Raw genomic sequence first — 13884 nt, 5'->3', positions numbered from 1 at the left:
CCGGACCGGTCGAGTGGCGGCCGGAAAAGTTCATTCGGTCACGGCCAGATCACGGCGCCAGAGCAAATGAACTGCTTAATTCTTGGTAAACAACCAATGTCTGAGGAATTGCAGCGGAACAACGACGGGATGCGATGGTGAGTGCCCGGATGACGCGTGAACCGCACGGTGCGGCGGCGGTGTCCGTGCGGGCTGACGATCGCTCAGGCGAGGCGGCCCATTGCCGATGGGACGGTTGTCGGCGAAAGGAATGAACGTGGGCGGTAAAGGTGGTCCGGGGCAGTGGTTCCGGGACCGGAAGGTGTCTGCCAAAGTGCTCGCGGTCGCCGGCGTCGCGGTCGCCGGCACCGTGGCGACGGGCGCGCTGAGCCTCGTCGGCATCGCTGACCTGCAGAGCACTCGTAACCGGGAGATCGCCGAGGTGCTGCCCTACAGCACCAACCTGAACGACGCCGCGTTGACCGCCAAGGCGGCGGCCAACGACGAGCGCGGGTATCTGATCCGTGGTGATGACAGTTTCGCGGAGGAGGCGCTCGGGCGTAAGGAGGGCGTCGACACCGCTCTTGCCGCAGCGCGTGCGGTGGCCGCCGACGCCGATGCCGAGGCGCGCGTGGATGCCATCAAAGCCGCCACCGACACGTGGTTCACCGCGGTGCAGGCCGAGTTCCAGACATACAAGACCCAACCCGAAGCGGCTACCGAGCTGGCGCTCGGTGACAACCGGGACTTGCGCAAGACTTACGAGGGCCTGCTCGGCGCGGAGATCGAGTACGCCAACAAGGCGCTGCTCGCGGGCCAGGAGTTCGACCGCATGGTCACGCGGACCCGGACGGTGATCGTCGCGGTGCTCGGTGGTGCTCTGCTCTTCGCGGTCGTCGGCGCGCTCTATGTGGCTCGCCTGATCGTGCAGCCACTGCACCGCGTCGCCCGGGTGCTCGACCAGGTGGCGGCCGGCGACCTGTCCGGGGACCCGCAGGTCGAGCAGCGCGACGAGCTGGGGCACATGGCCGACGCACTGCGCCGGGCGACCGGCACGCTGCGGGAGACCGTGACCGATCTGGCCGCGCATTCGGAGTCGCTGGCCACCGAGGCCGGTACGCTGGCCGGCAGTAGCCGGCACACTGCTGCCAGCGCCGATCAGGGTGCCCGGCAGGCCGCCGCGGTGGCCGACTCGGCGGCGACCATGTCCGTCAACATCCAGACCGTGGCCGCCGGGTCGGAAGAGATGGGCGCCTCGATCCGCGAGATCAGCGAGAGTGCGACCCAGGCGGCACAGGTGGCGTCGCGCGCGGTGGACGTCACCGCCGGGACCAGCGCGGTGATGGCCAAGCTGAACGAGTCGTCCGCTCAGATCGGTGACGTCATCAAGACGATCACCGCGATCGCCGAGCAGACCAACCTGCTCGCGCTGAACGCGACAATCGAGGCGGCCCGGGCCGGCGAGATGGGCAAAGGCTTCGCGGTCGTGGCCAGCGAGGTCAAGGAGTTGTCCCAGGAGACCGCGCGGGCCACCGAGGACATCGGGCAGCGAGTGGCCGCCATCCAGGCCGACACCGCGGGGGCCGTCACCGCGATCGAAGAGATCAGCGAGATCATCGCCCGGATCAACGACTTCCAGACCACCATCGCCTCCGCGGTGGAGGAGCAGACGGTCACCACCAACGAGATGAGCCGCAACGTCAGCGAGGCCGCCGAGGCGGGTAGCCGGGTAGCCGAGACGATCAACGCGGTGGCAGCGTCGGTGCAGCAGACCACTACCGGCGTCGGTGAGACCGACCGGGCTGCCGCACACCTCGCCGACATGTCCGGCGACCTGCGCCGCATCGTCGAGCGCTTCACGCTGTGATCGCCTCGCCGGCCGGGCGCCGGAATCCGGTGGGTCGCTATTCCCGCGGGGTCGTGCAGAGCGGTTCCGGTGTTCCGTCGGTGCGCACGCACGGCGCGTACTGCTGCGCGGCGATCATGGACCGGGCCTCCGCGTCGATCAGGTAGTTCGCGAACGAGCGGGTCAGCGGGTCGGTCCGGTCGAGGTCTCCGTAGCTGTAGAGGTATTCCACGGTCCAGAACGGATAGCCGGCGCGGATGTCGTCGATGGTGGCGGCCTGCCCGCCGAGCCTGACCTGTTTCACTCCGGGGGTCAGCAGCGCGTTGGGGGTGTCCACGTATCCGATCGCGCCCGGCCGGCTGCGGACCTTGGTCAGGACGTCGCTGGTGGTGGTCTGCTCGCAGATCACCGGCTGTGACCTGGCGACACCCTCACGCAGCACGTCGCAGGAGTCGCTGGTGGCGCCGGCCTGCCTGCCGTCGAGCACGTAGGTCTCCAGCGTCCTTCTGCTGCCCGAGCGGTCGTCGCGAGCCACCACCCGGACCGGCGCCGCGTCCAGCGACGTGTCGGCGTCGCGCCAGTCGCCCAGTTCGCCCCGGAAGATGCGGCGCAGGGTGCCGGCGGACAGGTCGGTGACCGCGACACCGTTGTGGACCACCACGCTGTAGGGCACGACGGCCAGACTGCGGCTGGGAACCAGGTCGGCGAACCCGATGAACTTGCCGTCGGCCAGGGCCAGTCGTCGTGGCCGTTGCTCGGGGGTGGCGTTCTGCAGATGGTCGAGACCTTCGAAGCTGCCCGCCGCGATCACGGTGATCTTCGCGTCGTCGCAGTAGGTCATGTACTGCCGGGCCAGATGGGAGGCGATTCCCGCGAAGGCACTGGATCCTTCCACGGTCAGTTCACCCGCCGCGCAGACCGGTGCGCTGGCGGAGGTGCCCGCCTTCTGCTGCGAACTCGCGAAGAGCACAGTGGTCACCAGGGCGCCGGCCAGCAGGGCGCTGACCGCGGCCCCGGCGATGGTGGTGCGGCGGGTTCGCGGTGTGTCGGCCTGCGTGACCAGGCCACCTTCGGCCAGCCGGGCGACCGCCTTCGCCGGCGGGTTGGGGCCTGCTCCCTCATTGGAGAGCAGGACGACCACCTTGTACTCCTCGGCCGGGTTGAGGTCGACCCGCGGTAGTGCGAGAACCGCGCCGCCGAGGTGCCAGGCGAAGTCCTTGAACTCGTTGCTCAGCGCCTCGGGCTTCTCCTCGGTGAACCCCGCGGCGATGGTCTTGCGGCCGGGAAACTCGAGTTCGAATGTCTTGTAGTCATGCCGGGAGATCGCCGTCCGGCCGACGTTCTTGACTTTGGCCACCACCAGAGCAGGCTCGGTGATGTGGGTGTTCTCCTGGTCCATCACCCGCGCGACGAGCCTGGCATAGGCGGGGCTGAACCCCAGTGGTGAGTTGAACCGGACGCGGAACGACAACACCCGCTTGCGTCGCGCCTGGAACTGGTTGAACAGGGTGAGCCCGACGGCCAGCACGAGCGCGGCGACGAGGCTGCTGACGCCCTGCTGGGCACCGAGCCAGTCGACCAGCACGGAAATCGCCATCGCATCTTCCCCCGGCTCTCGGCACACGGCACAGGCGGATGGCGAGCAGGCGGACCCGGCTTCGAGCCGCCACTGCCGGCAGCGTCATCCGTCAATCCCACGACTGTCCTCGCCGGACATGAGCGGCAGGAATGGTACGGGTGAACGGACGGCCACCATCGCCGAATCCCGTGGCCCGTGTCGCGGCGGGGACTCGTCAGAGCGTGAACTCGGCCACGAGTTCGCGCAGCTCGGTGCTGGTCCGCGCCAGGCTCTCCGCGTTCTCCCGCGCCCGGCCGGCGATCGCCGTGGTGGCTCCCACGGCGGTGGCCACTCCGGCGATGTTGGTGGCGATGTCCGCGCTGCTGTCCGCGACCTCGCTCACGTTGCGGCCCATCTCGCTGGTGGTCGCGGTCTGCTCCTCCACCGCCGCCGCGATCAAGGTCTGGAAGTCGCTGATCCGGGCCACCACCGCGCCGATCTGGTCGATCGCGCCCGCCGCGTGCGACGAGTCGGTCTGGATGGCCTTGACGAGGCGGGCGATCTCGTCGGTCGCCCGCGCGGTCTCCTGCGACAGTTCCTTGACCTCGCCGGCCACCACGGCGAAGCCCTTGCCCAGTTCGCCGGCCCGGGCGGCCTCGATGGTGGCGTTGAGGGCCAGCAGATTGGTCTGCTCGGCGATCGCGGTGATCATGGCGACGGCTTTGCCGATCTCAGCGGAGGACTCGCTCAGTTTGCCGACGGTGTGGTTGGTCTGATCGACCACGCTGACCGCCTCGCCGGCGACCCGGGCGGCCTCGCCGGCGTTGCGCGCGATCTCGTCGATCGCCTGGGTCATCTCGGAACTGCCCGCCTGCAGCGTGTGCACGTTGCCGGAGACGTTGCCGGCCGAGGACGCCACCGCCGCGGCCTGGGCGTCCATGTCCACGCTGGCCCCGGCGATCTGTGCGGAGACCTGGGACAGCTCCTGCGAGGCGGAGGAGACCGTCCCGGCGTGCCCGGCGATCGCGGAGATCGTCGCGCGCAGCGATTCTGCCGTCTGGTTCAGGGCGTCCCCGAGCCGGCCGAGCTCGTCGCGGCGGTCCACGCTCACCCGCGCGGTGAGATCACGGCCGGCGAGCCGCCGCAGCGCCGCCATCACGGTGACCAGCGGGCCGACCACCGAACGGGTGACCCAGGCGCCCATCAGCACCGCCAGGACGACGGCCAGTGCCAGGGCGGCGACGAGGACGGTCAGCGCGGTGTTCTGCGCGTCGTCGACCTCGGTGCGAAGGGCCTCGACGCGATCGTTCACCGAGGCGTCGAGGTTCGCGGTGATGTCCAGGACCTTGCTGTAGGAGGCCGACGCCTCCCCGCCGTTGATGCTCGTCATCGCCTTGGCGCGAGCGGCCTTGGTGTCGGCGGACAGCCACCGCATCACGGTGGCGTCCCAGGTGAAGAACTCGTCCCACGCGGGCTTGAGCTTGGCGAACTCGTCCCGCTCGGCGGCGGTCATGTCGGCCGTGTTGGTGGCGGCCAGGCCGGCGTAGATGGCGTCCTTCGACTTCAGCTCGCCCTGGCGGTTGAAGCCCTCGGGCCCGGTGGCGTAGGCATAGCCGAACGCCCCCACGTCGGCGACCACGAGACCTTGCCAGCCGGTCACGTCCGCGGCGTTGTACTTGACCGCCTGGATGTCGTCGCGAACCCGTTCCAGTGCGGCCAGGTCCCGCTGGGCCGCGGCCTGCTGGCGCAGGCCCCACCACCCGGTTCCCGCGCAGGTGACGATCAGCGCGGTGAGAACCAGGTACGACGCGCCGAGGCGCTTCCCGACGCTCACATCCCGCAGACGCATACCACTCCAGAGTCCGGCGGGCGCAACGTGACACCCGTCGTAGGGACCATCGACCACCCGCGGCGAGTACTGAGCGTTCAGCCGGACCGATCAAGACCGGGACGGTGTACGGGGCCGAACGAGATACCGTCAGAAAAACCGGTTAAGCCTGCGCCTCCTCGGCAATAATGCATCCATGTCGATTGATGACGCGGAACTGATGAACTGTCCGGCCCGCATCACGCTCGACGCCGCGCAGCAGGCGTTCCTCGACAGCCTGCCGGCGCCGGCGCCGGCCGTGCGATCGGAGCTGGGCTGTGAACTCGAACGCGGCCACGAGGGCTCCCATGCCGCCCTGGCGCAGCAGGTCGAAGAGACGATGTGGTGGGCGCAGTGGACGCTCAGCGCGTCCGAGATCAACCCGTACACCTGGTGCCCGGTCCGGCAGGCCCGGCAGGAGGTGGAACCGGACTGCTCGCTGTTCGACGGCCATCCCGGCCGGCACTCCTCGGAGGAACGTTACTGGCTCAGCGGCGACGCGGCCTGAACCGGTTCACGCCCCGCTTCAGGTGCGGGTCTGCGCGCGGCGGGCCTGCCGCTTGGCCTGCGCCATCCGCACCAGGTAGGCCGGGGTGGGCGGGACCCAGCCCCGGCCCCTGCCCGCGGCAGGCCGGCGGCTCGTCCTTGGCCTCACGGTTGGTGGCCTGCGGATGAACGACCCGGTTGAGGTCGTCGAGGTCACCGGAACCCATGATCGTCATGGATCGGATGCAGGTTTCCGCATCGATGGTGGTCATGATCCCTCCCGAGAATATTGAGTACACTGCCGAAGTATCGAATTCTGGGGAGTGGCAAAGCAATGTCTCGTCGCGTGTACGACAACAGCCGCCGCGCCGAGCAGGCCCGGCTCACGCGCCGCCGGATCATGGACGCGGCCCGGGGGCTGCTCGTCGAACACGGGCCGGCGGCGGTCACCATGCGTGCGGTGGCGACGCATGCGGGTGTCTCGGTCGAGACGGTCTACAAGACGTTCGGCACCAAGGCCGCGCTTATCAAGGACGTCTACGACGTCACGCTCGCCGGCGACGACGAGCCGATCCCGATGATCGACCGGCCGGAGATCCGGGCGGTGTACACCGCGACCGATCCCCGGGACAAGGTGGCCCGGTACGCGTTCGCCGCCCGCCGGATCGGCGAACGGGTGGGTCCGCTGCTCGCCAAACTGCTCGCCGGCGCCCGCGGTGGCGACCCCGACCTGATCCGATTCCGGGAGACCGTCAACCAGGAGCGGATGGCCGGCGCGGGCGGTGTCGTGCGCCATCTGGCCGCCACCGGTGGCCTGCGCGCCGGTCTGGACCCGGTCCGGGCGTGCGACGTCGTCTGGACGCTCATCTCGCCCGAGGTCTTCGACCTGCTCGTCGGGGATCGAGGCTGGTCACCCGACGAGTACGAGCGATGGCTGGCACGCGCGCTCGCCGACGCCCTCGTCACACCCCGGGGCCACCGGGATGAGGAAGCCTGAACAGCGACCGAGATACAGCGCCGGCTCACCTTCCGCGCGGGCGACCGCGCGCCTGACACCGGCGAGTTCTCAGTTGTAAGGTTCCGGCCATGACCGCAGACGTGACGACCGCCGGCTGACAGGTGTCCGCGGAGCAACTCGCCGCGCTCGAGCGGCAGGTGATCGGCTGCCGGCGGTGCCCGCGCCTGGTCGCCTTCCGGGAGCACGCGGCCGCGCACCCCAAACCGGCCTTCGCCGGGCAGGACTACTGGGCCAGGCCGGTGCCCGGGTTCGGGGATCCCGAAGCCCGGATCTACGTGCTCGGCCTGGCCACCTCGGCGCACGGCGGCAACCGCACCGGGCGGGCCTTCACAGGCAACGCCACCGCGGACTGGCTGGTCGCCGCGATGTACCGCAACGGCCTCGCGAACCGGCCTGCCTCGACCCACCGGGACGACGGGCTGCTGCTGCACCGGGCCTGGATGGCCTCGGCGGTGCGCTGCGCGCCACCGAAGGACCGGCCCACCGGCGACGAGCGCCGGGAATGCGCCCGCTACCTGGACGCGGAGCTGGAACTGCTCACCGGCGTACGCGTCATCGTCTGTCTCGGCGCGCTGGCCTGGAACGCCGCCGCGGCCTGGGCCGGGCTCCGGCCCCGGCCGCCGTTCGGCCATGGTCGCGAACACCCGGCCGGCGGTGGCCGGCTCCTGCTCGGCTGCTATCACCCGAGTCCCCAGAACACCCGGACCGGCCGGTTGACCGAACCCGTGCTCCGCCGTGCTCCGCCGGGCCGCCGAGATCGCCGGGCCGCCGGCACCGCCTTCCTGACTCGCCGCCCAGACCGCGCAGGCAGGCTGCCTTGATCAGGCCAGCAGGCCTCGTGGCGGAACCGAGTACACCTGCACCGGGCGCACCCCGTGCCGGCTCAGGATCGCATTGACGGCCATCGCCGCCGACGCGGCCGACCGCTCCATCAGGGCGCACGGGAACGGCATCCGGACCCAGTCCCCGGCCAGGTACAACCCGTCGGCGTCGGTGGTCACGCCCGGCCGGGTGGCGTCGCTGCCCACATCGAACGCGGGGGCGTCGTACCCGATCCGGGTGTCGCTGTCGACCGCCCGCAGAGTCTTCGTCTCCGGCCAGATCGCGGTCAGCTCCGACCACATGTCACGGGTCGCGCCCTCGGCGTCGAGGCCGTCGTCCGCGGCGTAGGCGTGCAGTTCCACCACCGCGCCGCCGGTGTCCCGCGACCATCGGGCCGATCCGCGTTCGAGGCGGTGGAACAGGCTCACCGAGTCCAGCAGCGGTTCGCGGGCGACACTGCTGAAGATCGCACGATCGGCGGCGACGTCCCGGTCGGTCCAGATCCGGCTCACCGCGTACGGGGCGGTGGTCCGTACCGTCTCCATCCCGCTCGCCAGACGCGGCGCCGTGCCGGTCAGGCCGGGGGAACCGGCGACGATGCGGCGCGCGGAGGCCGGATCGGTGGCCAGGACGACGTGGTCGGCCCGGACCTGGGCGCCACCGGTGAGGGTGACCGTCCAGCCCGGTTCGATCCGGTCGACGGCGGCGCCGGTGCGGATGTCCGCGCCGAGCTTCTGCAGCCGCTCGCACAGCGGCGTCCAGATCGACGTCTGGTAGTCGTCGTCCGGCGCGTCGAAGGCCAGCCCTTCGGCGTTGCGCAGGAAGTAGAAGTGGAACTGCATGATCATTTCGGCGGCCGACATCTCCGCCGCGTGGTTGAAGAACGAGTGGGCGAACACGTCGAACAGCAGCGCCCGGGCCCGGTCGGGCATGGCGAGCCGGTCCAGGTAGTCCGCCGCCGACATCGTGTCGAACTCCCGGTACGTCTGCGCCCGCGAATACTTCAGCAACGCCGTCGCGGCCGGACCGTCCACGTCGCGCATCTCCCGCAACCGCAGACTGGGCGACCGCGCGATCAACGCGAGCAGGCTCCACGGCGGCCGGCCCGGCAGACCGCCGAAGTCCTCGTCCGGCCAGGCCCGCGACACCACGGGATAGTGCTCGGCCGGGCGCAGGAACGACAGCGCCGGATCGATGCGGCGCAGAATGTTGCGCCAGTTGTAGTACTGCCGGAAGAAAGCGTGAAACCCGTGGTCCACCATCTGCGTGGACCCGTCCGCCAGCCGCTTGGGCCACGCCGCGAGCCGGCCACCGAGCTGCTCGTCACGTTCCAGCAGGGTCACCGCCACCCCGCGCTCCGCGAGCAGCAGCGCCGACGTCACCCCCGCGATCCCGCCACCGACCACCACCGCCCGCACCGGCTCCCCGACCGCCTGCGGCAGAGAGCGGTCGACGCGCGTGAGACGGTGGGCATGGCGACTCGTGGCGGCGGGCCCGCGGCGGGATCTCATGCTGCGCAAGTTCCCGGTCACCAAAGATCAAACCCTCCCGGCGTACGGTGCCCGCAGCCGGCCAGCCAGCGGCGCAGCAACCTGGCATGGTCGTTTTCGGTCGTCACGCCGCCACGGCCACCACCGTCGCGACGCCCGGCCCCGACCACAGGGCCCAGCCGCACGCCGCCATGATCCCGTGTCCGGGGCCGGCTGTCGTCATGCCCGGAGGGGTGTCTCAGGAGAAGCTTCTCGACGCGAAGTACGCCACCACCAGCACCACCGCGGCGATGTTGAAGGCGTGCACTGCCTTGAAGCCCGGCGACTTCTGCTGGCCTTGCGGACCCAGGGAGCCCTTCGCGAAGACGACCGTGGGCGCCATGTATTCGAGCGCGAGTCCCTGCTCGGGAACGGTGACCTCGGCGGTGGCGCGGCCGGCCTTGCGGGGGAGGACGTACGGCACGTGGACCTCCACGCGGTGCGGCCCGGCGGCGACGTCGACGGCGTGAGTTCCCCAGGCACCGACGGGCTGCGCGGTGCCGTCGATCAGGACCCGGGGTCCGGTGAGTTTGTAGAGGAACCCGCCGGTGGGGTGCCGCAGGTCCAAAGTCAGTCGAGGCATAGGGGTGCTCACAGGGGATCGGCACGAGTCGGGGCGGGAGGAATCTACGTGAGCGGTACGCCGCGCGTCGATCACGCTGAGGTAACGCCGCCAGCGTCCTGACTGACGCTGAGTTGTGTTTGTCACACGTTGTGTTGCGGCGCCGCGAGTGCACGGCTCGCCGTCGCGATGCCAGCAGCGGCATTCACCAGCACTGATGATCACAGTGGATGGTGCGGGGCGGGTTCAAGAGAAACTTCGATACCCCGCCGAGGTGACTTCCAATCCCGGAAATCTGAAGTTCATGATCTTTACAGCTCGGCATGAGCGGGCTTAGCGTTCCTCGGCACTGACCCAGCTCAATACGGGGGACTCCGTCGGTGTTGCGCATGAACGCGCTGTTCAAACGTGTCCGTTTTACCCCACTCATGCCGATTGTCGCCGCATCGGCTCTGACGGTTACCGCAGCGGTGGCCGTGCCGTACACCGCACACGCAGCACCGGCTCCCATGCTTCCCGCGCCGCGGACCGCCCCCAACGAGCTTTCGGCGTCGCGGCTTGCCGTCGCCACCGGTTCGCAGGTGGAGGACGAGTCCCAGCGCACCGAGTTCACGCGTGTCCTCGCGCAGCCGGACGGCCGCATGCTGCTCGAATCCGCGGTCGTCCCGCAGCGTGTCCAGCGCGCGGACGGCACCTGGGACTCGATCGACCTGTCGTTGACGCCGGGCGATGACGGGACGTTGCGCCCGAAGGCCTCGATCGCGGATGTGCGCTTCTCCGCCGGCGGTCCCGGTCCGATGGCGACGCTGGTCCGCGCCGGGAAGAAGCTGACCGTGACCTGGCCGAACGGGACGCTGCCGCCGCCGTCCGTGACCGAGGAGTCGGCGATCTATCCCAATGTGCTCCCGGACGTCGACCTGGTCGTCCGTGCCACTCATGAAGGCTTCTCGCACGTCCTGGTGGTCAAGACGGCGAAAGCCGCCTCGAAAGAGGCTCTTCGCGAGATCAAGTTCGAACTGGGTGGTGACGCGACGGTCAGCGCCGCGAGTGACGGGTCCTTGAACGCGGTCGTCGACGGTGTTTCGCTCGCGACCGCCCCGGCCCCGGTGATGTGGGATTCGGCGAAGGCCGCGCCGGCGACCGCTGCCGCGCGCTCGACCGGCTCGGCGCGGCAGGCCGGCGTCGCGGTGAGTGCCGACCCCTCCACGGCGGAGGGGCCCGGCGACGGCGCGGAGGTGGCCCCGATCGCCACCAGCATCAACGGCGGCGGCGACCTGCTGCTGCGCCCGGACCCGCAGCTGCTGGCGGACGCCGAGTTCCCGCTCTACATCGACCCGATGTGGACGCCCTTCAAGAACAAGTGGGCGTACGCGAACAACGGCAACGCCAGCAACGGCGACACGTCGCGTGCCCGGGTCGGTCTGAGCCCCGACGACGGCCGGATCTACCGCTCGCACTTCCAGTTCCCCACCTCCGGGCTGGACGACAAGTGGGTCGAGCGGGCGTACGTGGAGATGAAGGTCGACCACACCTGGTCGTGCGACGACACGTGGACGCACATGTTCCACTCCAAAACGATCAACGCGACACCACGGGTCGGGTGGTCGAACGCGACCCTGCTCAAGCATCTGTCGTCGGGGTCGTCCCACGCGAACGAGGGTGCCGGCTGTCCGGACTCGCCCCAGGGCGACATGACGGTGAACTTCAAGGACGCGGACAACACCGGGCCGATCACCTCGCTGATGCGCGAGATCGCCGAGGGCGGCTACCAGAGCGTCACGGTGGCCTTCAGCGCGGGCAACGCCTCACACGAGTACGAGGACAGCCAGAGCCGCTGGAAGAAGTTCTTCCCCAATGACGCGAGGCTCTACGTCGACTACGACACGCTGCCCGGCAAACCCGGCCCGTTGTCTGTCAACGGGGTCAGCTGCAACAGCCCCATCACGATCGGTACCACCAAGCCGAAATTCGCGGCGAACGTCATCGACGACGACGGCCAGAACCTCGTCGTGTCGTGGAAGCTGCAGCGGCTGGACGGGACCACCTGGACCTCCATCGGTGGCCCGGCCAACACCAACCAGACCGGCAAAGCCGCCCCGGGCAACCGTGCCGATGCCGCGGAGATCACCGTGGCGGGCGACAAGACCTACAGGTTCCAGGTCAGGACGCGGGACACCTACTTCAAGGACAGTCCGGAATCCAACTGGTGCCAGTTCCGGATCGACACCAAGGTTCCGCAGAATGTCACGGCCACCGGAACCGGTGAACCGGGCAAGCGCACCAAGTTCACGATCACCTCGACCTCGTCGGATGTGAAGACCTTCCGGTACGGCTGGGTCACCGCGGTCAACGAGGTGGCCGCTCAGCAGGTCACCCAGTCCAACGGCACCGTCACCACGAAGGCCGAGGTCTGGCTCAGCGCGCCGAAGTGGGGCCTGAACACTCTCGAACTCGTCGCGGTGGACACCACCGGCAACGTGGCCGACGGTTCGTACGACTTCGAGGCGTTGCCGCCGTCGGCGGCGAAGGCGCGGTGGGCGTTGGAGACCTACCCGGGTCTGAGCCCGGAGGCCGCCCTGGTCGACACCCAGACCTACGACGGTGTCACGACGTCATTGGCCGGCACACCGAAGTGGGAGGCGAACCAGCGTCTGGTCGACGGCAAGAGCCTCGACCTGCCGGGCAACGGGCCGTTGACCACCAGCGGCAAGGTGGTCAACACGGCGGAGAGTTTCTCGGTCGCCGCGTGGGTGCGCCTGGACAGTATCGGCACCGCCCCGCAGACCTTCGTGTCGCAGGACGGCGACTTCACCTCCCGCTTCCAGTTGCAGTCGCGCGTCGAGGACTACGACGGCGACGGCGTCGTCGACAACTCCTTCTGCTTCACCCTGCGTCCCGCGGACGTGGATGCGACCACCGAGGCCCGCATCGTCTGCGGGGTCGATTCGGCAGTGGCGAACAGATGGACCCACGTGGCGGGAATCTACGACCGGGGGTCGGGCACCATGTCCATCCGTATCGGTGGCGTGGTGAAGGCGACCAAGACCGTGGTGGCCGGATGGACCGCGAACGGGCCGGTGCGCATCGGCAACCGCAAGTACACCTCCACCCGCTGGGTGGAGCCGGTCGCCGGCAGCGTCGCCGACGTCCAGATCTTCGACCGGGCGATCACCGAAGAGGACGTCACCATCCGGCAGACCCTGGACACCAAGAACGCTCCCTACCTGGCCGGCATCATGACCCCGATCGAGGTCGGCCGCTGGGACTTCTCCGCCGGCCAGCCCTGTATCAGCCTGCAGGCCGAAGAGGGATGCAAGGCGCCCGACGGTAGCGCGTTCGACCGGCGGCTCACCACGACCCTCGGTGTCAACATCGTGCGTGACTCCAACCCGTGGGCGGACTTCAACACCTACCCGGCGCCACCCGTGCCCGACGACCCGGAGGACACGACCGGCCCGCCGACGGTGGAGTACGGCGTCACCCAGCGCAACACCGGCACCATCGACGACACCGGCAAGCAGATCTGGCAGAACACGCCGGTGCTGCGGACCGACCAGTCGTTCACTGTCACGGCGTTCGTCCAACCCGACCGGCTCGACCGGACCATGACGGCCCTCGGCCAGCGGGGCGTCGAGCAGTCCGCGTTCTACCTGGGCCCGCGTCGCTATGCGATCACCGGCGGATACGAGACCCGGTGGGCCGTCATGATGAAGTCCAAGGACGACGACCTCGGCGAGGTAAACGTCGAGGTCAAGGGCAAAGCCGCGCTGACCAGCACGGCAACCGGCTCCTGGGTCCGCCTGACCGCGGTGTTCGACGCCAACCGGCAGACCCTCGCCCTCTACGTCGGCAAAGCGAAGCAGGGCGAGGTCGCGTTCACCACGCCGTGGAACGCCGCGGGCCCGCTCACCGTCGGCGCGGCCTGGTGGACCGGTGACAACGGCACACCGCAATACGCGGATCTCTGGCAGGGCGGCATCGACGACGTCATGGTCTTCCAGGGCACGAAGACGGAGACCGAGGTCAAGAACCTGCCGGACAAACGGCCGTAGTCACCGAGCACTTCCCCCTCGCCTTGCGTTCCCCAACCGTAGGAGATCGGTAGTTCCATGAAGCGTGCTCGCCGGCCGTGGGTCATCGGCCGTATCGGTGAAACCCGGCGAACCCTAGGGTTCCTGGCCACACTCACAGCCGGCGCAGTCGTCGCCTCATCCCTG

General features: G+C 69.4%; 10 protein-coding genes. 5 read left to right on the top strand and 5 right to left on the bottom strand.

Features of this window, described 5'->3' with window-relative positions; all coding sequences use genetic code 11:
* The first annotated feature begins 301 nt into the window (after positions 1–301).
* On the top strand, positions 302–1846 hold the full coding sequence (locus tag LPA41_RS04525) for a methyl-accepting chemotaxis protein (protein WP_229068527.1): 1545 nt from the start codon (positions 302–304) through the stop codon (positions 1844–1846).
* Positions 1847–1883: 37 nt separating this feature from the next.
* Here LPA41_RS04525 and LPA41_RS04520 read toward each other — a convergent pair whose 3' ends face one another.
* Together LPA41_RS04520 and LPA41_RS04515 are read right to left on the bottom strand one after the other, a co-directional pair.
* A complete protein-coding gene (locus tag LPA41_RS04520; RefSeq protein WP_229068525.1) occupies positions 1884–3422 on the bottom strand; it encodes a PstS family phosphate ABC transporter substrate-binding protein in 1539 nt (512 codons plus the stop codon).
* 196 nt (positions 3423–3618) lie between these two features.
* Complete coding sequence (locus LPA41_RS04515; protein ID WP_229068523.1) at positions 3619–5232, bottom strand: methyl-accepting chemotaxis protein; 1614 nt, start codon at positions 5230–5232, stop codon at positions 3619–3621.
* A gap of 175 nt (positions 5233–5407) precedes the next feature.
* On the opposite strand from LPA41_RS04515, the gene LPA41_RS04510 reads away from it, so the two are divergent.
* Complete coding sequence (locus tag LPA41_RS04510) at positions 5408–5758, top strand: hypothetical protein (protein WP_229068521.1); 351 nt, start codon at positions 5408–5410, stop codon at positions 5756–5758.
* On the opposite strand, the gene LPA41_RS04505 is transcribed toward LPA41_RS04510, so the two are convergent.
* Complete coding sequence (locus tag LPA41_RS04505) at positions 5739–6008, bottom strand: hypothetical protein (protein ID WP_229068520.1); 270 nt, start codon at positions 6006–6008, stop codon at positions 5739–5741. The genes LPA41_RS04510 and LPA41_RS04505 overlap by 20 nt on opposite strands.
* 62 nt (positions 6009–6070) lie before the next feature.
* On the opposite strand from LPA41_RS04505, the gene LPA41_RS04500 reads away from it, so the two are divergent.
* Complete coding sequence (locus LPA41_RS04500) at positions 6071–6733, top strand: TetR/AcrR family transcriptional regulator (RefSeq protein ID WP_229068518.1); 663 nt, start codon at positions 6071–6073, stop codon at positions 6731–6733.
* A gap of 122 nt (positions 6734–6855) precedes the next feature.
* Positions 6856–7575, top strand: coding sequence for a uracil-DNA glycosylase (locus LPA41_RS04495; RefSeq protein ID WP_229068516.1), 720 nt, complete (start codon positions 6856–6858; stop codon positions 7573–7575).
* Here LPA41_RS04495 and LPA41_RS04490 read toward each other — a convergent pair whose 3' ends face one another.
* Both LPA41_RS04490 and LPA41_RS04485 read right to left on the bottom strand, forming a co-directional pair.
* Positions 7576–9087 carry an FAD-dependent oxidoreductase gene (locus LPA41_RS04490; RefSeq protein WP_229068514.1) on the bottom strand — a complete coding sequence of 504 codons (1512 nt, stop codon included), beginning with the start codon at positions 9085–9087 and terminating at the stop codon, positions 7576–7578.
* A gap of 217 nt (positions 9088–9304) precedes the next feature.
* A complete protein-coding gene (locus LPA41_RS04485; protein WP_229068512.1) occupies positions 9305–9688 on the bottom strand; it encodes a hypothetical protein in 384 nt (127 codons plus the stop codon).
* Positions 9689–10176: 488 nt separating this feature from the next.
* Here LPA41_RS04485 and LPA41_RS04480 point away from each other — a divergent pair, with 488 nt between their 5' ends.
* Positions 10177–13719 (top strand): LamG domain-containing protein, encoded by a 3543-nt coding sequence (locus tag LPA41_RS04480; RefSeq protein WP_229068509.1) that lies wholly within the window; start codon positions 10177–10179, stop codon positions 13717–13719.
* Positions 13720–13884 lie beyond the last annotated feature (165 nt).

The organism is Actinoplanes sp. DH11 (genome assembly GCF_020873875.1).
GTDB lineage: Bacteria > Actinomycetota > Actinomycetes > Mycobacteriales > Micromonosporaceae > Actinoplanes.
The sequence above is the reverse complement of the archived record's forward strand: the minus strand, read 5'-3'. Positions and strand labels throughout refer to the sequence as shown.